This is a genomic window from Bremerella sp. P1, assembly GCF_028748185.1.
GTDB lineage: Bacteria > Planctomycetota > Planctomycetia > Pirellulales > Pirellulaceae > Bremerella.
The window spans coordinates 4,285,402-4,306,177 of sequence record NZ_CP118164.1 but is presented as its reverse complement, the minus strand read 5'-3'; the positions used below and the strand labels follow the sequence as shown (position 1 = coordinate 4,306,177).

General features: G+C 55.6%; 19 protein-coding genes. 8 read left to right on the top strand and 11 right to left on the bottom strand.

The annotated features are described in order from the left end of the window. The first annotated feature begins 7 nt into the window (after positions 1–7). On the top strand, positions 8–1,039 hold the full coding sequence (fliM, locus tag PSR63_RS18100) for a flagellar motor switch protein FliM (protein WP_274327081.1): 1,032 nt from the start codon (positions 8–10) through the stop codon (positions 1,037–1,039). Between the two features lie 2 nt (positions 1,040–1,041). Here the strand turns inward: fliM and PSR63_RS18095 are convergent, their stop codons facing one another. The 4 genes from PSR63_RS18095 to PSR63_RS18080 are packed head-to-tail and all read right to left on the bottom strand — an operon-like array spanning position 1,042 to position 5,328. Beyond that, on the bottom strand, positions 1,042–2,292 hold the full coding sequence (locus PSR63_RS18095; RefSeq protein ID WP_274327080.1) for a GAP1-N2 domain-containing protein: 1,251 nt from the start codon (positions 2,290–2,292) through the stop codon (positions 1,042–1,044). Between the two features lie 13 nt (positions 2,293–2,305). Then, positions 2,306–3,211: a TRAFAC clade GTPase domain-containing protein gene (locus PSR63_RS18090; protein ID WP_274327079.1), complete on the bottom strand. Its 906-nt coding sequence runs from the start codon at positions 3,209–3,211 to the stop codon at positions 2,306–2,308. After that, a complete protein-coding gene (locus tag PSR63_RS18085) occupies positions 3,208–4,425 on the bottom strand; it encodes a formylglycine-generating enzyme family protein (RefSeq protein WP_274327078.1) in 1,218 nt (405 codons plus the stop codon). Before PSR63_RS18085 ends, PSR63_RS18090 begins: the two co-directional genes overlap by 4 nt. A 42-nt stretch (positions 4,426–4,467) precedes the next feature. Beyond that, positions 4,468–5,328, bottom strand: coding sequence for a hypothetical protein (locus PSR63_RS18080; protein WP_274327077.1), 861 nt, complete (start codon positions 5,326–5,328; stop codon positions 4,468–4,470). Positions 5,329–5,760: 432 nt separating this feature from the next. Here PSR63_RS18080 and PSR63_RS18075 point away from each other — a divergent pair, with 432 nt between their 5' ends. The 3 genes from PSR63_RS18075 (at position 5,761) to PSR63_RS18065 (ending at position 7,958) form a co-directional block, all read left to right on the top strand. Further along, positions 5,761–6,186, top strand: a complete 426-nt coding sequence (locus PSR63_RS18075) for a hypothetical protein (protein WP_274327076.1) — start codon at positions 5,761–5,763, stop codon at positions 6,184–6,186. A gap of 187 nt (positions 6,187–6,373) precedes the next feature. Continuing rightward, a complete protein-coding gene (locus PSR63_RS18070; protein ID WP_274327075.1) occupies positions 6,374–6,754 on the top strand; it encodes a hypothetical protein in 381 nt (126 codons plus the stop codon). Positions 6,755–6,830: 76 nt separating this feature from the next. Then, positions 6,831–7,958, top strand: a complete 1,128-nt coding sequence (locus PSR63_RS18065; protein WP_274327074.1) for an aminopeptidase — start codon at positions 6,831–6,833, stop codon at positions 7,956–7,958. A 6-nt stretch (positions 7,959–7,964) separates the two neighbouring features. Here PSR63_RS18065 and PSR63_RS18060 read toward each other — a convergent pair whose 3' ends face one another. Beyond that, positions 7,965–8,981, bottom strand: a complete 1,017-nt coding sequence (locus tag PSR63_RS18060; protein WP_274327073.1) for an SDR family oxidoreductase — start codon at positions 8,979–8,981, stop codon at positions 7,965–7,967. 371 nt (positions 8,982–9,352) lie between these two features. Between PSR63_RS18060 and PSR63_RS18055 the strand changes: the two genes are divergently transcribed. Beyond that, positions 9,353–11,041: an HD-GYP domain-containing protein gene (locus PSR63_RS18055; RefSeq protein ID WP_274327072.1), complete on the top strand. Its 1,689-nt coding sequence runs from the start codon at positions 9,353–9,355 to the stop codon at positions 11,039–11,041. On the opposite strand, the gene ygfZ is transcribed toward PSR63_RS18055, so the two are convergent. The 3 genes from ygfZ to PSR63_RS18040 form a co-directional block, all read right to left on the bottom strand. Then, on the bottom strand, positions 11,038–11,934 hold the full coding sequence (gene ygfZ, locus PSR63_RS18050; protein WP_274327071.1) for a CAF17-like 4Fe-4S cluster assembly/insertion protein YgfZ: 897 nt from the start codon (positions 11,932–11,934) through the stop codon (positions 11,038–11,040). The genes PSR63_RS18055 and ygfZ overlap by 4 nt on opposite strands. 20 nt (positions 11,935–11,954) lie before the next feature. After that, complete coding sequence (locus PSR63_RS18045; protein WP_274327070.1) at positions 11,955–13,187, bottom strand: hypothetical protein; 1,233 nt, start codon at positions 13,185–13,187, stop codon at positions 11,955–11,957. A gap of 82 nt (positions 13,188–13,269) precedes the next feature. Then, on the bottom strand, positions 13,270–13,599 hold the full coding sequence (locus PSR63_RS18040; RefSeq protein WP_274327069.1) for an Hpt domain-containing protein: 330 nt from the start codon (positions 13,597–13,599) through the stop codon (positions 13,270–13,272). 391 nt (positions 13,600–13,990) lie between these two features. Here PSR63_RS18040 and PSR63_RS18035 point away from each other — a divergent pair, with 391 nt between their 5' ends. Continuing rightward, positions 13,991–14,494, top strand: coding sequence for a hypothetical protein (locus PSR63_RS18035; protein WP_274327068.1), 504 nt, complete (start codon positions 13,991–13,993; stop codon positions 14,492–14,494). Between the two features lie 226 nt (positions 14,495–14,720). Then, positions 14,721–16,472: a DUF1598 domain-containing protein gene (locus tag PSR63_RS18030; RefSeq protein WP_274327067.1), complete on the top strand. Its 1,752-nt coding sequence runs from the start codon at positions 14,721–14,723 to the stop codon at positions 16,470–16,472. A 10-nt stretch (positions 16,473–16,482) separates the two neighbouring features. Here PSR63_RS18030 and PSR63_RS18025 read toward each other — a convergent pair whose 3' ends face one another. Beyond that, positions 16,483–17,421, bottom strand: a complete 939-nt coding sequence (locus tag PSR63_RS18025) for an FAD:protein FMN transferase (RefSeq protein ID WP_274327066.1) — start codon at positions 17,419–17,421, stop codon at positions 16,483–16,485. Positions 17,422–17,693: 272 nt separating this feature from the next. On the opposite strand from PSR63_RS18025, the gene PSR63_RS18020 reads away from it, so the two are divergent. Continuing rightward, positions 17,694–18,662 (top strand): cytochrome c, encoded by a 969-nt coding sequence (locus PSR63_RS18020; RefSeq protein WP_274327065.1) that lies wholly within the window; start codon positions 17,694–17,696, stop codon positions 18,660–18,662. Here PSR63_RS18020 and PSR63_RS18015 read toward each other — a convergent pair. Together PSR63_RS18015 and PSR63_RS18010 are read right to left on the bottom strand one after the other, a co-directional pair. Next, positions 18,659–19,978, bottom strand: a complete 1,320-nt coding sequence (locus PSR63_RS18015; protein WP_274327064.1) for a hypothetical protein — start codon at positions 19,976–19,978, stop codon at positions 18,659–18,661. The two genes, PSR63_RS18020 and PSR63_RS18015, sit on opposite strands and share 4 nt — an antisense overlap. Positions 19,979–20,044: 66 nt before the next feature. Next, positions 20,045–20,593 (bottom strand): ATP-dependent Clp protease proteolytic subunit, encoded by a 549-nt coding sequence (locus PSR63_RS18010; RefSeq protein WP_274327063.1) that lies wholly within the window; start codon positions 20,591–20,593, stop codon positions 20,045–20,047. Positions 20,594–20,776: the final 183 nt, after the last annotated feature.

Below are 20,776 nucleotides of genomic sequence, written 5' to 3'. Positions count from 1 at the left end.
GTGATTCATGTCAGACAACGTACTGAGTCAGGCAGAAGTCGAAAGCCTTCTCAACGCGATGGAAACCACCGCGGAGCCGGCTAAAGGTCCCGCCGCGCCCGTCGCGGATGCTGGGCCGCCATCGCGCACGATGCGTGGCAAGGACAAAGTCACGCCGTACGACTTCAAACGCCCCGAACGTGTCGGTAAGGACCAGATGCGGGCCTTGCAGTCGATGCACGAAGGCTTCAGCCGAAACTTCGGTGCTGCTCTCTCCGCACTCTTGCGTTCGATCGTGGAAGTCAAGCTGACCAGTGTCGATCAGCTAACCTACAGCGAATTCGTTTTTAGTTTGGAAAACCCCAGTTGCTTCAACCTCTTGGTTGCCGAGCCGCTGGAAGGGAACCTGATCCTCGACATCAACCCATCCATTCTGTATCCGATCATCGATCGTTTGCTCGGGGGCGGTAAAGAAAGTACGCCTGCTTCGCGACGACCTCTTACCGAAATTGAACTTACCCTGGTCTCACGCATCTCGGACCTGTTTCTGATCGAGCTGAAGGATGCCTGGGACAACGTGCTTCCGTTGGACCTCCGCGTCGTTCGCGTCGAGAGCAATCCCCAGCTGGTTCAAATTGTGCCGCCGAATGAAGTCGTGGTGCTGGTCAGCTTCGAGCTGGCCATCGGCGATGTCCGCGGTATGATCAACTTGTGTATCCCGTTCAACTCCATTGAACGCATCAGCAATAAGCTGACAGCCAACACGTGGTTCGCCTACGGCAGCAGTGAGGCCACGCCAGAATCGAAGGCCGCCCTGGGCGTACACCTCGATAAGGCCCAAGTGGAACTCGACGTGATCCTGGCCGAAACCAAGATCTCGATGGAAGAACTGCTCGACCTGCGGGTCGGGGACGTGATAACGACCGAGAAAGACGCGCGTACGCCCTTGCGAGTCAATGTGAACGGAACCCCCACTTTTCAAGCATTCGCTGGGGCATTCAAAGGTCGGAAAGCGATTCAAATCGAACGTAGCTACGAACGCAAACCGCCTGGCACGTAGTCCTAGGGACTCACTCGCAAGATCAGGCTCAGGATCTCGACCGCGGTCGCCCCTTTCGATCCTGGCTCGCAATTCTTTTCTTTCGCCAGACTCAGGAAGTGGCGAGCGCACTCCTGACGCAGTGCCTGGAGCTGTTGATCAGGCTGAGCGCACCACGTTGCATTGAGCCGCTCGAGCGCGGTCACATCGCCATCCAAAGCACGCTCGACCAGTTCGAACAGCTCGGCCCGATCGGTGTTCTCTTCCGGGACTACCAGTGGCGTGGAAGCGGCTGGGGCAGTAGCCGCCTCCTTGTTCCGTTTTTTGCCGGACATCGCCACTCGTAATCGGTTACCCACGGCGGAAAGATCTTCCAACCGCGTTGTCAGGGGAACTTCGCTGATCATTCGAGCCGCTTCGTCAGGCTCGCGATGGCAGAGCGCTACTTGAAGCCATGTGGCCCAAGGATGACGCGACGCCTCTGGCGTTCGAGCCGGTGAATCAAAGTGAAATACATGGAAGCCTTCCTGACGGGCAGCTTTCTTTTGCTCTTGTACATCATTGGCCAGGCCAACCAAGCGGAAGTCTCGGCGTTGTGAATAGCGTAGCCGTGTCGAGAACGTAAAGTGGGGTCGAATGGAGACCGGCAGCAGGTTGAAAAAGACGCTCAAGAAGCGATCGTTATAGCCTCCAGTAAAGAGCAGCTTCTTCGACGTCATCGCATAGTGCGTCCAAGCCACCAGCGATTGTTGCTGGACGGGCGAATCGAAGAATCGAATCAACCCCGCATCGACAGGACCTCCTGACGGCAACATCTTCATCGTAGGAAGATCGGTAGGAAGCGTCGCGCCCGGTCGCAAATCGTGAATCGACAGTGCCGCCGACAGGACGCGAAATGGATCGTTATTGAACCTCTTGAACGAAGCAGCGTCGAGCACAAAGCAGTGCGTATAAACTTGTCGGCCACCTCTTCCGCTGTACTCAGCCGCGCCGAGCACCGTCCTCGATACGCAGAACTTGTGATCCCCCAGCGGATGAAAATTGAGACTTACGTCCGTCGGATCGTCCACGATCATCGAATCGTGTGCCGGTCCCCACACCGCCAGCTGACGGGCATCGTCGCTACTGATACCGGGGCTCCACGCGACCAATTGATAGCCATCTTTGGACGACGTACGTGCCGACGTAAAGATGGCCTGTTCAACGGCAACGGTTCCGGAAAGATTCGATTGAGAAGGAGCGACTTGAAGATTACTGGAAGAGTGCGGAGCCATAGGTTGCGACCAACTATACTTTGCGTACGAGCCATTCAAACGGTTCTACAATGCCGCGCGGCTCAATCCGCAGCGGTACGGCGGATGTTCCTTCACCCAGTTCTTCGCGGAAGCCAACCGAGCCGGCGACACCTGAAGCGAAGAAACCATAGTTAGTAAAACGCTGTTGAACCTGTTGCCACAGATTCGGCGTTTTCTCACGGGCATACAACTCGGGATTATCGAAGCATGGTTCACAGCGATCTGCTTTGGAAAACACGATCGCCACCGGCCGCGTCGTTTTGCCACGCGTCTTGCGGCTATCTTGCTCACTGAGATAGGTGATCAGCTTCATCAGGAAGTAGTTCTGTTCGGCCCCGCCGCGTTCAATTCGATCGGTATCGGCGAGCAGAATGACACCTGAGCACTTTTCCAGGAAGGAATGAATGGCCGGATAGGCATTGGGATGGTCGATCTCTTCCAAGATCGCTTCCCCAGCCATATCCGGCATGATCAGCTCCATCGGGTTCTTCTTGGAATTGATCTTGGCCTGGCAGTGAACCCAGTTCCAACGATCGGGTTCGTTGGGGGTTTTCTCTGGGAAACGGCAATTCGACAACGCCATCATCGTGCGTTGTTGTAGCGTGATGGAGAATGCCCCACGGGCCAGCACTTGGACGCGGCTGTTTTGCCGAGTCAGCATGTCCAGCAGCATCCCCAGGTACACGGTCTTACCGGCCGCCGCGGTGCCCAAGACGGCAACCATCTGCGGACGAACCCCTTGGGTGCGTGCCTGATGCGACAAAGCGAGCGGCGCGGCGCAATGGCGGCAAAGTTCCGTGTTGTAGTTGTTATCGCTACCGCAGATGTAACATGCCAACGGCACAGCGCATTCCGCGAGTCGATACGAATCCATGGCTACGAGGACACGCTTGGTCATTGGGCCACCTCAGCAAGTTCTTGAGTTTCGACCTGGGCCGGGTGTTCCTCGGCTTGCATCGACTGGTCAGGGATCAGATCACAGATTCCAATTGCACAGCGAAATCCGATGTTTCGCTTCCGAGCGACGGCTTTGTCGCCGCTTTGGAAATCGCATGTGGCCTGGGTCTCGAAATAGGTGTCGAAAGCCCCGCCACGAATACTTCGCATCGATGCGTCGAGCACCAGAGGGGAAGAACTAGATTGCCAGGCACCGAAGCGGCTGGAGGTCCATTCCCAAACGTTGCCAATCAGCTGATTGGCACCACCGACACTCATGCCTTCGTCGTACTTTTCTACCGGTACAGTTGACCCATGACCGCTACCCCAGAGGTTGCACTTGTTGAGGTCAAATGCCTCGCCCCAAGGATATTTACGTTGGATCGGGCGTGCCCCTGGAAGTGGCACCGGCCAACTGCCGGACTTAACCCACTCGGGATCGGTCGGCAGACGCTTGCCAACCCACCGGGCGTAGGCGGCGGCTTCATACCAGCACACACCTACAACGGGAAGCTGAGCTTGTCCTGAAAGATACTTACCGTTTTTCCAAAACAGTGGCCCTGGTTCGCCCGTGGAATCGACGAAGTCGAGCAGTGCCGGAACGATTTCCGGGTCCCACAGCGAGATTTGTTCGTAACCGCCGTTTTGAACGAAGCGATAAAATTGTTCGTTAGTGACCTGGTATCGATCGAGATAGAATCCTTCGACCTGGACGACACGACCGTCAAGATGATCAGGCGAATCAGGTGAATCGTTGGCTCCTTTTCCGACGATCGTCTCACCCCCGGGAACGAGCGTCATTTCGTCATCGAGCATCGTTTGGGCACGATTGAGCAGTTTCGACGGAATACTTTCGGCAATTTGCGGGCGTAATAGCAGAGTGTATCGCCCTTGATCCAACATCTTTCGAGCAAGAGACTGCGAGTCTTTAGAATTACTTGTGTCGACGGGCGAAGCGGCTCGGCGAGGTGCAGCATCTTCCGGTTGCGACGAGTTGGTACTTGGCTGCGCGGCGAACTTCTGAGTGAATTGTCGATAGGCGAAAAAACCACCGCCAACGGCAGCAATGAGAACGGTTGTAGCCAGAGCCCAAGAGAAGCTGCCGAAGAGCCACGTTAGCGATATCAATACGACTACGCTTGCTACGCCGGCCCCTCCTACTACATAGCGATTCATGAGATGTGTCCTGAGTAGGAATCGTTGGGAAAAGGGTGCGAATTAACGACGCTGTCCGCGGCGTTTGTTCACGTCTCGTTGCAATTTGGCAAATTGCGCCATCACGGAATCGACAACGGTATTGTTGTTATTGGCTCGATACTCCAACTCGTCGCGACAGACGGTTGCGGTATCGCTTATGACGGAAGTGTCGGCAAACGATTGTGGCTGTGCAGTTTCGGTAGGTGCCGCAGTGCGACGTTCCAAGAGAGAACGCATGGCCTGCAGTTCTTCCGACCAGGCAGACTTTTGCTGGTTGAGCTCTTTGCGTTGCTGATCGATCTCCTCGGTCAGTTGAACTGCGCGGCCGCGGGCCTGCTGCAGTTCGCCTTCGAGGGCCTGATTTCGTTCGCGAAGCGTATCGTGATCGGAATCTTCCCGCACGATTGTGTGCGCTTCGTCGCGTCGCATCAGTTCGAGCTTCGTCGCTGCCAAGTCACGACGCAGTTGTTCGACCTCTTCCAGCAGATCCGTATCCTGCTGGCTATGCGACTGAGAGTTCTGTAGTTGTTGTTCCAATTCGGCGATACGTTGCTGGCTCGCGGGGTCGCTAGGGGGATTTTGTGCTGATTCGGAAAGTTGCTGACGAAGCTGTTCGATTTCCGCGTTGGCCTTCTTCAACGCTTCTTCGCGCTCGACAACTTGTTGCGAAAGTCGCAGGTTTTCCTGCGCAGCTTGTACGGATACTTCCGAAGTATGATCGATTTCTCGTCGAGCTTTCATCAACTCGGATGCGCGCGATTCGACCTCTTGCCCGAGGTTGGCAATCTCTTGAAGAAGATGATCAATGAACTTCTCCAGTTCGCCGTTGTGCTGGCGCAGCTGAGTGAGTGCCTGATCGAGCGGCGCGTATTCGGGGCTCATTTCTGATGCTATTGCGTGAGCATTCACGTCAACCCTGCCTTCCGCCATTACTTGGTGGGAACTCGGCCATGAATCTCTGTCCGGATTGGACGCCGTGGGAAACGGGGCCAAATTGAATAAGTCGTAAAGGAAAACGCGAGAGTTTCCCTGGAAAAGTCGAGAGGAAGCTGGTCTGGTTCACCAACCGCCATTGAAAACGTAGGTCGAAACTGCCTGAGAGGCAAAAGAAACCAGCGAAATTGCTCTCCATCGAACTTAAGAGCAAGCCGTAAACCGGCCCAGAAGAGCTTTTCAGGCGGTAAAAACTACCCAGTTGCTCATTACCAGAGAGATGTTAGGCTGGAATAAAGTGTTTGCGCTCGCTGGGAATTGCGGGCACCGTGTGAGAGGGATTCTCGCCTAATTGCCCTTTGGACATTGGAGTCTACCACCATGACTTACTTCACCAAGACCGTCCCATTTCTGCTAGTTGCGGCTGTCATGCTCGTATCCGCAGGCCAAGCGACCGCCGCGAACAAGAATCTGGAACCAGGCTGCTGTGCTCCAGAACCACCGACTCCTTGCTGCTACGAACCGTGCTTTCACTACAAAACGCACAAGCTGTTCGTGAAGAAGGCCTGTCCCTGCAGCTGCTGCCCCCCAGTCGAGGCTGTCCTGCAAGTCGTCGATCCGCGATGCAACTGCTTTGTTGACGTTCCGGTCTGCCTGCCGAGCTGCTGCACCGGCGTCCCCACGATCGACAGCCGTTGCGGTTTGTTCCATCGTGGCATTGTCGAATACGAATGGTGCTGCGGCTTCAAGATCAAAATGGTCTTCAAGCAATGTGGTCATGTCGACGTTCACTACTACGGCTTGTAAGCCAATCCAATGACACACGTCACCGTGTGGACAATCCGACACATGCGAACAGGGCACCTTAAATGAGGTGTCCTGTTTCTTTTGCGATTGCCCGAATGTTTGCCTAGAGAAGATCGTTGACCAATCGATTTTGCCCCCTCATACTGAAGGTCGATTGACACCACCATCAGCAAGCATAGGCCCCATCGTGTCGAAGAAGCGGCGAAGCTCCAAGAAGTTGTCGCGTCCCGAGGTCCATCAACCTCCAAGCGAACCCCAAGCGATTGAATCGCTAACGGTCTTTTGGAGTTTGTGTATTTTTGCGACCTTGGTCATGGTGATTGTATTCTTGATTCTGCGAGGCTCAGCAGCCTTTTTGCAGCCAGAAGAGAATACAAGCAATACGTGGACAGGCTTTGCCGATCTGCTTCTCTTTTCCGCGATCGTCAGCGGAAGCGTTGGTGGCATATTAACCCCCATCGTCCAGTCGCAACGCAAGCGGCGAGCCCCTAAATCACTCCAGTTGGCCGCAATAGCGATTGCCATTTCTCCGTGGATTTTGCTGGCACTGTTGGTTGCCCGCTCTTGATGCGAAACTAGTTCATCCTCTAGGCGTCGCCCCACGCCCATTTCCAAAAGCAACGAACGCGAAAGGATCGGTCTGAATGGACCCTCGTTTGGAAAAGCTCGCGAAAGTCATCGTCCAATACTCAGCCAAGGTCGAAGCAGGTCAACTCGTACGGATCACCGGGTCTACCGTAACGGAACCCTTGATGATTGCCATTTATCGAGAAGTGGTCCGCGCCGGGGCGCATCCCGAAATCGCGATCGTGCCGGACGAGTGCAAACGGATCATGCTGGAAGAAGGTTCCGACGAACAGCTTTCCTACGAGAACCCATTGCTGCTGCACGCCGTGGATACCATCGATTGCTCGATTGGGCTGTGGGGACAGAAGAACACGAAAGCCCTTTCATCGATCTCGCCACAAAAGAGTGCCCTGCAAAGCCAGGCCCGCAAGACGTACTTCAAGAAGTTTCTCGGTCGCGCCGCAGACGGATCGTTGAACTGGGTTGGCACGCAGTTTCCCTGTGATTCTTCCGCTCAAGATGCGGAAATGTCGTTGTCGGAATACGAGGACTTCGTCTTCCGCGGTGGCTTTCTGAATGAAGAAGATCCTGTTGCTCTTTGGAAGAAGCTAAGCGTTCAGCAACAAAAGCTGGCCGACTTCCTGATGACCAAAAAGGAGATCCGTTTTGTCACTCCGCAGGGGACGGACCTGACGCTGGGCGTTGAAGGACGCAAGTGGATCAATTGCGATGGTCATGAGAACTTCCCCGACGGCGAAGTCTTCACCGGTCCAATCGAAACGGCAACGCAAGGGATCGTGAAGTACAGCTTCCCGGCCGTGCATGGCGGACGTGAGTCGGACGGCATCGAGTTAACGTTCAAAGACGGACGCGTCGTCGATGCGAAAGCCTCCAAGGGGGAAGACTTCCTGATTGCGATGCTCGATCAAGATGCCGGAGCTCGCGTGCTCGGCGAGATCGCCATTGGTACGAACTACGCCATCCAAGAGTATTCCAAGAACACGCTCTTCGACGAAAAGATCGGTGGCACCTTCCATGCGGCCGTCGGTGCTTCGTATCCCGAATCAGGCGGAACCAACGAATCCGGCCTGCACTGGGACATGGTCTGCGACCTTCGCCAAGGAGGACAGATCTTCGTCGACGGCGAACTGATCAGCGAGAATGGGCGATTCCTGAATCCGGAATTCCCTCAACCGTTGACGTAGTCGGCGTTATGGAAACGGGGGTCGAATGATCCCCTCGTCGCGAAGCGGATTGCAATAAAGTATCCGCTTGAGAAGCTCGGGATCTCCCGTCTCATCCGCGGGTCGTTCGTAGTGCCAATCGCGGTGCGTGGGAAGGTAACGCTCGTCAAACGGCCAGCCATGAAACGGTCCGAAACCAAGATGGTCGGTCAGCTTCTCCGAGTTCATCGAGACGTTGCCTGCGCGAGGCGGAATCGGACCGGCCTCGATGCGCATGCAGCCCATCAGAAGCTCCGGGTCGTAGCCGCCAACGCGATTCACAATTTGGGCGATCTCATAGAGACTCAACCGAATCGGTCCGCCGGCGTGATAGATGCCCGGCATTTCTCGCGAGAGAATCTCCTCGAACGCCAGGTTCATGCAGTCGGTGTACGTCGGCGTGCGAACCTCATCAAAATAGAGGGTCGCCGGACGGTTCTTTTTGAATCGAGACTGGATCCAATCGATTGCCCCGGCATGGCCATTGAAACTGACTCCCATGGGCAACGAAATTCTCAAGATCGTCGCGTCTGGCCGGATTAGCGATACCAGGCTTTCGGCCGCCGCCATCGTCTTTCCATAAACTGTCACCGGGTCGGTTGAGTCGGTTTCCAGCATACTCCCTTCCCCAGACTCGCCACTGAAGACGAGATCGATCGAGAGATGGATCAGGCGAGTATCGGTTCCCTCCAAAATGTGGAGCAGGTTCCGGGTGCCTTCTAAATTGATCCGCCAAGCCATCGCCGGATCCAATTCGCATGACTTGAGCGCACAGCTGCCGGCACAGTGCAGGACCGACTTGAATTGGTGCTCGTCGAACAAGCGTTTGAGGGAATCGATGTCTTCCATGTCACATGGAACGATCTGCTCACCTTCAAGACGCCAGTTGTCGGTGGGGCGGATTCCGACGACCTGATCAGGAAATTTGTGGCGGAAGTGGTACAGCGCGTTGTAACCAGGCACACCTGGTACGCCAGTAATTAACAAGGGAAGCCCGAGGGACATAATTGCTTATCGTCGACTTGCGCTAAATGTGCAGTGCTCTGCGCACGGCATTAACTGAATTTCTATGGTTTAACTGCACTAGCAAATCGGGGTGGCGGATTGCCTCCCAGTGCTGCAGTGGGCCGAGTTGCTCTTACAACCCGCATGTTAAGTATATCCGGCAAATCCGATAGCCCCGATATGGGGTCCGGTGATCGGCATAGTAAGTAAAGCAAGAATCTACTCGGTATAAACCGACGCTGCGGGGTGCAAGATCACCGCGACTTGGGTTCAAAACCATGCCGGAACTTGGGTTATGACCTAAGTTTGGGAAAGGCGTGATCTCCATCGCCTCAGGATTGTCGCTCGAAAAGCTTTCAGGAATTCCCCCTATGTCGTTTCCCCCCGCAGCTCTCTCACTCGCCGGTAACACGGTAGGTACGTTCGTGCCTGCGGTCCGTCACCGTTTGAAGCAGATGAGCACGGAACTCCGAAACTACTTCGGTACCTCGTTTTGCTTGAGAGACGCGAGTTCCGGCGAGTTGATGTTGGCTTCTGACGACCAAATTCTCGGCGACGACCCCCTGCTGGCCTCGCTCTGCCCTGGAATCCATCGCGAAGGCGTTGCTACGATTGTGGCCGAAGAAACCGGCTGCGCCATGTTGGCGATCCCCATGCGTGATGGAGTGACCCCCTACATCGCAACCGCACCATTTCGCCTGGCCATCTCGGGCAAGGCAACACCCGATTTTGGGAAGCTTTCCCAAGTGCTTGGCTGCTCGCCGAAGGAATCGAAACGTTGGTATCAAGCCCAAGCCGAGTGGACCATTCCGGCTCTCGAGCGAATGGCAGCGATCGTGGTCAGCAAGATCACGTCCGACTCAGAAATTGAAAGACTGACCGAAGAGATCGACAAGGTCTCGGATAGTTTGTCGTCGACCTACGAAGAAATCAGCCTCCTCTACGGTCTGACGCAGAACCTTCGCATCTCGAGCAGCGACTCGCAACTGGGTGACCTAGCCCTCAATTGGCTCCTGGAAGTCATCCCCAGCCGCGGCCTGTCGATTCTGTATCAACAGCCAGGACGCCGCACGGGTCAGAACGATTCAGCGGGCGCTCAGTACGAATCCCAGCTTCTGTCGGTTGGTGAATGTCCCGTCGATGCTCAGACGCTTTCGCATCTGGTCAAGAAGCTGAATCTGAATGAAAAGCGATCGGCATTCGTTGCGAATCAACGCGTCACAGAGCGGCCAGACTGGCCCTGCCCGGAGATTCGCCAAATCATCGCCGTGCCGCTCGTGGAAGGCGACAACATCTTCGGTTGGCTGTTTGCCATCAATCACAACGAAGACAAAGGCTTCGGAACGGTCGAAGCAAGCCTGCTTAGCAGTGTCGGCACGATCCTCGGCATTCATAGCGGAAACATCGAGTTGTATCGTCGCCAGTCCGAGTTCGTGACCAGCGTGGTTCGCGCCCTCACTTCGGCCATCGATGCAAAAGACCCGTACACCTGCGGTCACAGCGATCGCGTCGCTCGTCTTGCCGTTCGTTTGGCCCAAGAGATGGGCCTGGACAAAGAGACGCTGAACTTGATGTACATGGCCGGCCTGCTGCATGACGTCGGCAAGATTGGCATCGACGATAGCGTGCTCCGTAAGCCAGGACGCCTAACAGACGAAGAATACGAACACATCAAGCTGCACCCGGAACTGGGCTGCAATATCTTGTCGGGACTGAAGCAATTGGAAGCCGTTCTCCCGGTGGTTCTGCATCATCACGAACAATGGGACGGCAAAGGTTATCCTCACAAGCTGGCAGGGGAAACGATTCCCAAACTGGCGCGAATTACCGCCGTTGCCGACGCCTACGATGCCATGTCCAGCGACCGCCCCTACCGCAAAGGCATGCCTGAGGATCGCGTCAATCAGATCTTCCGTGAAGGCTCCGGCACCCAATGGGATCCGGAAGTCATCGAGGCCTTTTTCGCGGCACGTGACGACATTCGCAAAATCATGAGCGAAGAACGCGCTGGCGTGGGCTTTGACGTCAGCAACTGGATCAAGTCGCTCCAAGACGATTAGTCGACGACTTCCAGCGAACCCAATTCTGTTTCAATTTGTGTGCCTGCGGCATTCAATCCACGTCGGATCATGGCCAGGCCCACGTGCGCACCTTCGACACTGGCAAGTGAGGTGAGCCGTCCAACTTCCTTGCCATCGACAACAAGCGTCGCAGGCAGTTCGGGAATGCGATCGCTCAACCATCGCACTGGGACCAGCTTCTTGTTGACGTGCCCCATCGCATCGATTCGTGCGACGGTCTCCTGCCCTAGATAACACCCCTTCTTGAAGCTGATTGCCTGGTTGTCACGATTGACCTCCTGAGCGAGGTTCTCCCCACCGATATCGATCCCATGGATAGGAAAACGGCTGGCAATTCGGCGCTGCTGAAACGCTTCTATTCGCGGCTCGATGCCTTGTACCAGGCCTTCAATACCCGGGCCGGATAGTTCGTAACATTCTTCCTGCAAGACAGGCGTCCGGAAGATATCAATCGACGATCCTTCATAGTCCAGCGTTTGATGCTGAAGCAATTCAGGCAGTTCGCTCACGCCAAGCTTTTCTTTTAGCCACGCTGAGACACTTTCGCCCCAAACAAAAACGGCATGCTTCGACTGGCTTTGGTCGGTAACTTCCACGTCTTCGATCATCGCGTACTTCTGCAAGTGCGGAAGCAGAGACTCGATCTGCTGACCAAGCCCGACAAATACGATTCGATCGTCGTACTTCTTAAGAAAGCCATGGGCAAGGGTCTTCCCTTGCACCGAGGGAAGATACGCTTCGCAACTCGAGCCGACTTCCAGTTGAACGACATCGTTCGAGCACAGACCTTGCAAGAACCGTACGTGACTGGGGCCACTGACTTGAATCTGCGATTCCAGCGGAGATGGAACCCAAGAGATGGTGTCGTTCATTCTCTCTCGACTTTACGAAGTTACGATGGCAGGCCAGACTCGGCCAGGCGAAGCGACATGGATTGGGCATCGTGCACGACCACCACGTCTTGATAGTGTTCGCAGATCTTCCGACACTCCTCGTCTGACTCAACCGGAATCAGATCAAGTTGATCGAGAATGTCCTCAGACAAGGCACTGCGGAAGTAGATTTTGCACTGCGATAACGTCTTCGCGAATTGCAGGGCGATAGCTGCATCTTCGCTGCGAGACTTTCGCATGAGCGACTCAAAGTCGGTGAATTCCAGCGACTCGGCCATTTGCGCCATCGCCAGGCCAGGTCGCTGGCGAATCTCGGTTGCCAGGATGATGGCACCGCCTGGCCGAACAAGATCTTCCACATTCGCAAGCGCCTTGGCCGCGTTTTCCCACGTCTGGCCAAGCTGACCACCGGTCACCAAGGCAATCACGGCTCCGGCCAAATTCGAAACGCTCGGCTGCCAATGCTCAGCCAGTTGCTGGCCGGCTAATGCCTGAACTTGCGATGCCTCGCCATATATAGCGTGCGAGTAGCCGCCACCTCGAGCAGGCAGTAGAAGACAATTGACGGCGATCCCCAAAAGCTGGCGAATCTCTTCGATCTCGGCCGTGCGGCGTTTGCGACGTTGGGGCCGTGTGACGAACAACGGCGAATTCCAGCGTTTCTGCGAATCGATATCGGAGTACGCTGGGTAGAGCGACGAGAACGCTCCAAACGTGTTGAAGCCCCCTTCCCTGCGAGCCACACCAACCGGAACAACCACGTCGGCATCGCACAAATGGCGATTCAGGATGATGGCTCGATTCTCTTGGGTTGAGGTGAGAAACGAATTGGCCTTCTGGTCGTGCGGCTGATGCACCAACACTTCGACCGAATCGCCCAGGGGAGCAACCACCTGCTTCAACGACTCGACCACAGGTGCCGGCGCGTCGGACGGCAAGAGAAACTGAAACTGGCGATCCGCCAGGTTTGCTTGTTGGGCATAGTGAATCACGCCGCGGGCAACCTCTTCGACGTCGGTCACCTCTTTGCCAAAGGCAAACAGGATGATGTCGCCTGGAACAGAAGCATCGGCCAGGTCCGGAAAGCCTTCGGGATGGCTCAGCGCACCAGCGACGGTCTCAGCAAGATCAGACGCCGGCAGAGCATCGGATTGAAGATTTGCCAGGAGATGCTGAGCAGCTATTTCGCACTGCGAAGTTGCGTTGTCGCCAAACGGAGTCGAGAGGGGCATTGATACCCTAATGATTCGGGAAACTTGAATTCAGTCCCCGAATCATAGGACTTCGCTTGCCGCATGGTCAACGGGACGCCGTCTAGTCAGGCGTACCAGCACGCATGCGAAGACACATGCTGACCAGGTCTTGCAGACCGCGTTGAATCGATTCGGCCGGGGCACTTTCGCGGCAGGCATTTTCCAGAACGGCAGCAATCGCCGTTACCTCGCCAAAGCCGTAGCTACCGGCAGCCCCCTTCATCTGGTGGGCGACGCGACCGAGTTCTTCCCAATTGGACGTCTCGGCAGCGTCCAGCATGCTTTGAACACGGTTGGGAATCTCGTCGACGAACATTTCCACGAGTTCGCCCAGATCTTCATCATTGCCAAACTCTGAATAGATCAGCTGCTGTTGGTTCGCCACTGTCATATCAATTGCCCCTACGAACGGTGAAAGCGGATGCGTATTCACTTTGAATTAGCGAGACAAATGGAACTGCCTCTAACAAACCGTGGGTTTCGAACCGGCGTTTGGGAGTGACAGAGTGGCCAAATTACGGGGTCACGAGGCAAAAGTGATAGCACAGCCATACCATTCGTTACGACCTGACCTGAGAATTTAGTACGACTACACAATTTAGGCATTTTGCTAGAGGGTTCCGTTTTAGGGTGTCGATAGCGATTGATAGTTCCTAACCAAGGAAAGTTACTTGCGTGGATGGTCGCTAGCACTGGGTTTTGTTTTCCCGGTGCGATCTCGGGATTAGCCCGCAAGAGTTTGTTTTTTCTGGTGGTAAATGAGTCAAGTTGGAGTCCTCTCGATGAATGCCCGTTTTGCTTTCCCTGCGTTGTTGGTTGTCGGTATGATCTTCGCCGCTGCCTCCACCGCCCAAGCCGGTATGTTCGGCTTCCATTCGCACGGTTGTGGCTGTGCACCTGAACCTTCCTGTTGTGCTCCCGAGCCGACCTGCTGTGCTCCAGAGCCATCCTGCTGTGATCCTTGCGGTCACAAGTGCAGCCTGTTCTCGAAGCTGAAGCACAAGCTTCGTAGCTGCTGCAAGCCTTCGTGCTGTGCTCCAGAGCCAACTTGCTGCGCTCCAGAGCCAACCTGCTGTGCTCCGGAACCCACTTGCTGCGCTCCAGAGCCAACCTGCTGTGCTCCAGAGCCATCCTGCTGCGATCCTTGTGCCAAGAAGTGCGGCCTGTTCTCGCACCTGAAGCACAAGCTGCGTAGCTGCTGCAAGCCAAAGTGCTGTGCACCAGAGCCATCGTGCTGTGCACCAGAACCGACTTGCTGTGCTCCTGAACCGACCTGCTGCGGCTAGTCGCTCAGGAAGCGACGCTTGGTCGCTTCGACTGAAATAAGAAAACGGCCAGAGATTGTTCTGCGGGACGCTCTGGCTGTTTTTATTTCTTGGGTGAATGAAAACCACCTAAATGGCCAGAAATAGACTTCTAAGCAGGTTATTTGCTTGACGAAACCCCCAAAAGAAGAGATTCTAACGATCTCTTTCGGAACATAGAGAAGTCACTAATCTGGAGAACTTTCCCGTGCTCAAACTTATCCGGGCGGGGATGGTGGCAAGTCTGATTCTTGCTCTGTCGATACATGCTTCCTTCAGCCAGACGGCGTTTGGTGAGGAAGACTCCAAATCCAAGACGGCATTGGGCAAGGTCCAATCTTTTAGCCGCGTGGGGGAATTCACGCGGGCCTTTGAGGAAATTGCCAACGTTGAAGATCCGGCAATGCGTGACGAGGCCCACTCGTCGATTGCTCGCATGCAGATGAAGGCCGGCCTGATTCATGCTGCCGTCGAAACGGCCTCTTACATCGAAAGCGACGTGAATCGTTCGGATGTTCTTGCGGAAGCATCGGCCAGTCGCAGCAAAGCCCCTGTGGCCCGCGGTGGCGGTGTCACGCCTGACTTCGATCAATTAATCGATCTGATCACAACAACTGTTGAGCCTGAAAGCTGGGAAGAACTGGGTGGCCCCGGCTCGATCGCCCCCTTCCCGACCGGCGTCTACGTCGACTCGGAAGGTACCTTGCAGCGAGTCACGAAGCTTTCCAACGATTCGCTTCTCTCCGAGATTCATCATTCGTCGAAGATCGTCACGATGAATCAAGACGTTTCCACGCAGTCAGTACTGCGGAAGGTATCGCTAACGCGGCTGGAAAAGGAAGCTCAACTTCGTTCGACACTCGGCCGCGACCCCACAGATACTATGCTTAACATGGCTGGAATCTACGACGTCAAGTATTTGTTCGTCTACCCGGAAACGGGCGAAATCGTGATTGCTGGTCCCGCAGGCCCCTGGCACGCCAACGCCGAAGGTCGCCATGTGAATGTTGCGACGGGGCGGCCGGTCCTGCAGCTTGATGACATGGTGGTTTTGCTCCGCAATGCGATGCAGGAGCATGGCAAGTTTGGATGTGCGATCACACCAACGCAAAACGGCTTGAAGAGTGCCCAAGAGTACCTCAACGCGACGTCTGGCAAACCGCTTTATCCTCGGCAACGAGATCAATGGCTGGAAGGCCTGCGAACGGCCGTCGGTAAACAGGACATTACCGTGCACGGCGTGAGCCCCGACACGCGAGTCGGACAGATCATCGTCGAAGCCGACTATCACATGAAACGGATCGGCATGGGACTGGAAGACGGAACCGCCGGTGTTCCCAGCTATCTCGAGATGGTCACGATTCCCCCAGGCGGAAGCGCTCCGCCGATGGATGTCTTGCGATGGTGGTTCACGCTTGATTACCGCAACATCAGCGTCACCGAGAAGCGAGATGCATTCGCTCTGCAAGGTCCTGGCGTGAAGGTATTGAGCGAGAACGAGCATCTCGACGCTCAAGGCCAACGGATTCACACCAACACCAGCACGGCCCTGAATGCCACGTTCGCGCGTAACTTTTCGACGCACTACGCCGCGCTCGCCGTGAAGTATCCGATCTACGCCGAGCTCAAGAACATCTTTGATCTCGCGATGGTTTGTTCGCTGATCGAAAACGAGCGATTGGCCGACCAAGTCGATTGGAACATGACCCACTTTGGCCCCAAAGGGGGTTACCAGGTCACTACCGGTTCGGCCCCGACGGTTGTCGATACGATCATGAACATGCGAGTCATCGACAAGAAGCACATTATCGCCGGCGTCAGTGGCGGTGTTAACTTCGATCCTTCGTCTATGCTCACCGAAGACAAAATCTCCGTCGACGAGTACGGGCTGATGACTGCCGACCGTGCTGCGAGCAATTCTCCCGAGACCCTCAAGCATCATAGCTGGTGGTGGGATTAGCTCCGAGTCACTAGGACGTCGGAGCGAGAACCAGTCGCTGGTCCATCCCGCCCAGCATGATCGTCTCGACACTGCCACGGCGTCGGCCTTCTTGTACGAGCAAGACGGACACATCCGGATACTTGGGAAGTAGTGCTTCCGTCTCTTCCGGCCCCATGACATAACAAGCCGTCGCTAATGCATCGGCCAAGGCAGCTGTCGGGGCAATGACCGTTGCTGACAGCACAGAAGTCGCTGGCTGGCCTGAACGGGGATCCAACACATGTCCGTACTTCTTCCCTTCATGGAAGAACGCCTGAAACGCGGCACCGGATGTCCCGAGTGCCTCACCGTTTAGATGGACCGTCCCAATCCTGCGATCCGGTCGCAGTGGATGAGGAACACCGACCTCCCAGCCATCGCGATCGGTGCCATCGCGACGTACTCCCTGGGCCAGCACGCTGCTGGTGCCACCATGGACTAAGAAGTCTTCTACGCCAGCTTCGATGAGTAACTCTTTGCAGCGATCCAGGGCGTAACCCTTTCCGATACTTCCCAGGTTAAGTTCGACTCCTTCTTTCGCGAAGAAGATGGTTCGCTGCTCTTCATCGAGCGTTAGCTGATTGCTACCAACCAGGTTCATCGCCTCAGCTAAGTCGGTCTCGTCAGGCACCTTTCCTTCTCGATCGAAGAAGCCCCACGCCTTGATCATTGGCCCCGCGGTAATATCAAACGCACCATGCGTGTCTCGATGGAGTTGGACCGCGAGTTTTAATAGCTCAAATAGCCGTGGTTCGACAACCTGGGGTCGCAGATAGGCAGTCGCTCCCAACATGCAGATCTCGCTGTCGTAGCGATAAGCAGAAAGCTGCTGCTCGAGCTCAGTCACAAGGTCCAACGCCGCGACGCCGGCTTCGGTTTCCGTGCCAGGGCCAAGGGCATTCAAATAGACCTCAAACTGGCAGGCCATCGCTTTCCGGGACAGCTCAATCAGGTAGACCCCAGGGGCCGTTGAAGAGGCAGAAAGCCCCCCCGTCTCAGTGGCTTCTTCTGAGCTGGTTTCTTCTTCAGAACGGACTTTTCCCCGCAAAAAACTGCGGCGGCTGGCCAGTCTTTCCTCTTCAGGCGTCACGACTTGTCCTGGTTTTCGGGGGTAGCAGACTCTGGAAATCGAAATTCTGTCCCTAAATCGAGTTCAGGGTTATACTAATTGTGAACGCTCGTCCCCAGGAGGCAACATCTATGCGTCAATTCGGTCTCGCCCTTGCCGTCGGAATCATTGCTACGCTCGCAAGCAACTCATCGCTGCATGCCCAGCAAACAGAACGCCGCGCCAAGGCTCCGGAATTCAATAATACAACGACCAGCATCATCTTCTTCAAAGATGTCTTTGCGGAAGCTCTGCAGGGAGAACGTCCTGAGATCCTCAGTGAGAACCGCCAGGCCCCGGCCATGGCACCTGGTTCTCCTGGCAGCGGCGGCATGCAATCGCCAGGCGCGACGGGTGGTGGGAACGCCGGCGAATGGGCCGACATCATCTCGCCATCCACCATTCAAGACGAGGTGAAGCGTCTGAACAACCAGTTGATAGAAACCGTGCAGAACGTTCGGAAGTTTAACGGGGGTGGATTTGAAGAAGCTCGACGGGACTTTACCGAGCTGGCCATGCTCTTTGAGATCATCGCCGAACATGACGGTGACGTTCGCTGGAAGGAATTTGCCCTGACTGCACGCGATGGCTTTGCCCGCGCTGGCTTCAATTCCAAAGTGGGTACCGATAACTCGTTCAAAGAAGCCAAACTACGAGCCGAGGACCTCGAACAACTCGTTCGTGGTGGATCGCTTGATGTCCGTGAAGCCGATCCGAAGGCCACCTGGGATGCCATTGCCGATCGTCCGCCTCTGATGCAGCGTCTTGAAATCGCCTACCAAAAGCGTCTCAAACCCAACACGGCGAGTGCGTCGGAGTTTAACGACAATCTGGAAGACGTTCTGCACGAAGCTGAAATCATCGCGGCGATCGGTCATGCGATGCAGAAAGAAGGCTTCGAGTACTACGACGACGATGACTACGTCACCTACTGCCAACAAATGCAGGATGCGGCGTTAAAAGTCGTGAAAGCGGTGAAGGAAAACAACGCCGATGCTGCCCGTGCCGCAGCCGGCGAAGTTGGTCAGTCGTGTACGCTGTGCCACGAAAGTTACCGCTAGTTCGTCTCGAACTTGGGAATGACCAGGTTCGGTATGTCCCCTGGGATTCCCTCGAAGCTGGCAACGATTTGGCCTGGCTCGTCTCTGATTTCGGCAGGCCGGCCAGAGAAGTCGATGATGGGCATCGGCTCAGGTGGGTGCCCATTGGCCGCTTGCACGGCGGCCAACCAGATCGTCATTCGCGATTTATCTTTCGACAGACTGGCCTGCTGTGCGTGCATGCCGCTGAGCAAAAAGTCACCGGAAACCGTCGGATACTTGTCGGTCGTCTGAGCCAGATTCAATGCATCAGAAATAGCGGCCAGTCCGGCCACGCGCTGGTAGTACGGCTTGTCGGCAGCCGCGACGATGTCTTTCATCGCGTCCAGGTAGAATGCTTGATCGGTCGTCAAGTTGCGGGAAATTGAGCTGGCAAGCTTCGCGAACTCGCCACTGGCCATCATCGCATCATACTCTTCTCGTGTTAGCAGTGACGCTAGAAGCCCCGCCCGAATCATTTCCAGAAAATGCAACCCAGTGGCCCGGTCTGCTTTCCACAGTTCGGTATCGCTCGGCCATCGCTGCATCGTCTGCTTGAGTACCGTTTCCAACGTTCGCAGCTGCCCGGCAGAAAACTGTGGATGACGTAAGAGAGACCGCAAGGTAACCAGTGTTTCTTCCCGAATCGCGGCAGCGCTATTACGTGCCGGCAAGGTCGGTACCTGGTTCAATTGATCCGCGTAGGCCAGAGCATAGGCCGCCGCAGTCATCGCTTCGCTCATGTTATTCTGGCTTGCTTGATTGGCCGCTTCCAACAGCTCGGCACGTGCCAGGCAGTGGATGGTGGATGTCCAGCTGGGATCGGCCAGGATGCCTGACTCCAGATCGACCGGAAAGCGTGCTTTTGGTTGAAGCAGAACATTGCGTCCTGCTTTTCGCTGCGCATCCCACGCGGCGAGAAAGTCCTGACCTTGCGCGGAAACCAGCAGGTCTCGCCCAGGCGACTTCGGGTTCCACCAATGGCCGCTATCGGTCAGGGCATCTTCCACCGTTCTCGCGTCGGTACCACGCAGGAAATTGAAGATCGGATCCTCGGTGGTCGGATCGGTTTGACTGCGATACGAGTCGGCGATTTGCGTGGGAAGCGAATTCTCCGCCTCAAGGCGATCCAATTCGTTCTTAACACGAGGATCGTTTACCGTCTGCGAAAGTTTCAACTGACTGAAATCAGCCGGCGTCGCCCCTTCCCCATACGGGTCAGCGGACGAACCTTGTCCGCATCCACCGAGCGCGACAACCGCAAGTAGCAAAATGTAGGGGGAATAGAATCGGTGCATGAGGGACGCTTCCGGGGATCTGGCGCTATCGATTGGCAAGCCGTATCCTACCTGCGGTCGCGGTGATCAGAAAAGCTCGATTAGCTCGGCTAGCCCCGTTTCGGCGAGTTCCGTCCCGGTTACGAACCGGCCTGGGTGCGTCCACTGGGCGACCAACTCGGTCTTTGTCTTGAATAGACTTGCCAGCAGCGAGTCCATTTCTGAATTCAAGTGATGGTAATGGCGAACCCACTCCGCAGCCTCGGTGACCGGGATATTCTCGTCACTCTGCCATCGCATGGGATGGAACAAGAGAACACTCCAGGGCGTCACGTAGCGTTTCTTGCAAGCGGCAAACGGCCAGATGGCCGCTGACGAGCATTCGCCAATGACAATGCCGGTCGCTTGAATCTTCCGAATTCGGAGAAGACTCACCAAACCAATCGCCGCGTAGGAACTACCGCCTGGGGAGTCGAAATAGAGGGTGCACTCTCCCTCCAGGGGAACTTCCAGGATTTTCTCGTAGATTTCCGTACACGACTCGCCAAACTCGCCGGAGATGACGATCTCGAGCGGTCCCGATCCTTCTTCCTGCTGGGAATCGTCGGAACTGTCCGACTTCTGCGACTTTGCCATGTGAGTTTCTCGCACCTTTTCAAGACAGCCTGTTACGACCGTACCACCTATTCCGTTTATGATAACGCAAGTCACTTTTGCGGTAAGCCAACTCGCCAGGATCGTGGCATGACGCGGTATTGCCGAACCACAGCCCAAGAATCGACGTAAAATTCACCAGTCTTGTCCTTTCACACGGGCAAG

What these genes read in the sequence shown, in the direction of transcription:
- fliM (WP_274327081.1), top strand. Translation starts at nt 8, where the DNA reads ATGTCAGACAACGTACTGAGTCAGGCAGAAGTCGAAAGCCTTCTCAAC.
- PSR63_RS18095 (WP_274327080.1), bottom strand. Translation starts at nt 2,292, where the DNA reads ATGGCTCCGCACTCTTCCAGTAATCTTCAAGTCGCTCCTTCTCAATCG.
- PSR63_RS18090 (WP_274327079.1), bottom strand. Translation starts at nt 3,211, where the DNA reads ATGACCAAGCGTGTCCTCGTAGCCATGGATTCGTATCGACTCGCGGAA.
- PSR63_RS18085 (WP_274327078.1), bottom strand. Translation starts at nt 4,425, where the DNA reads ATGAATCGCTATGTAGTAGGAGGGGCCGGCGTAGCAAGCGTAGTCGTA.
- PSR63_RS18080 (WP_274327077.1), bottom strand. Translation starts at nt 5,328, where the DNA reads ATGAGCCCCGAATACGCGCCGCTCGATCAGGCACTCACTCAGCTGCGC.
- PSR63_RS18075 (WP_274327076.1), top strand. Translation starts at nt 5,761, where the DNA reads ATGACTTACTTCACCAAGACCGTCCCATTTCTGCTAGTTGCGGCTGTC.
- PSR63_RS18065 (WP_274327074.1), top strand. Translation starts at nt 6,831, where the DNA reads ATGGACCCTCGTTTGGAAAAGCTCGCGAAAGTCATCGTCCAATACTCA.
- PSR63_RS18060 (WP_274327073.1), bottom strand. Translation starts at nt 8,981, where the DNA reads ATGTCCCTCGGGCTTCCCTTGTTAATTACTGGCGTACCAGGTGTGCCT.
- PSR63_RS18055 (WP_274327072.1), top strand. Translation starts at nt 9,353, where the DNA reads ATGTCGTTTCCCCCCGCAGCTCTCTCACTCGCCGGTAACACGGTAGGT.
- ygfZ (WP_274327071.1), bottom strand. Translation starts at nt 11,934, where the DNA reads ATGAACGACACCATCTCTTGGGTTCCATCTCCGCTGGAATCGCAGATT.
- PSR63_RS18045 (WP_274327070.1), bottom strand. Translation starts at nt 13,187, where the DNA reads ATGCCCCTCTCGACTCCGTTTGGCGACAACGCAACTTCGCAGTGCGAA.
- PSR63_RS18040 (WP_274327069.1), bottom strand. Translation starts at nt 13,599, where the DNA reads ATGACAGTGGCGAACCAACAGCAGCTGATCTATTCAGAGTTTGGCAAT.
- PSR63_RS18035 (WP_274327068.1), top strand. Translation starts at nt 13,991, where the DNA reads ATGAATGCCCGTTTTGCTTTCCCTGCGTTGTTGGTTGTCGGTATGATC.
- PSR63_RS18025 (WP_274327066.1), bottom strand. Translation starts at nt 17,421, where the DNA reads ATGGCCTGCCAGTTTGAGGTCTATTTGAATGCCCTTGGCCCTGGCACG.
- PSR63_RS18020 (WP_274327065.1), top strand. Translation starts at nt 17,694, where the DNA reads ATGCGTCAATTCGGTCTCGCCCTTGCCGTCGGAATCATTGCTACGCTC.
- PSR63_RS18015 (WP_274327064.1), bottom strand. Translation starts at nt 19,978, where the DNA reads ATGCACCGATTCTATTCCCCCTACATTTTGCTACTTGCGGTTGTCGCG.
- PSR63_RS18010 (WP_274327063.1), bottom strand. Translation starts at nt 20,593, where the DNA reads ATGGCAAAGTCGCAGAAGTCGGACAGTTCCGACGATTCCCAGCAGGAA.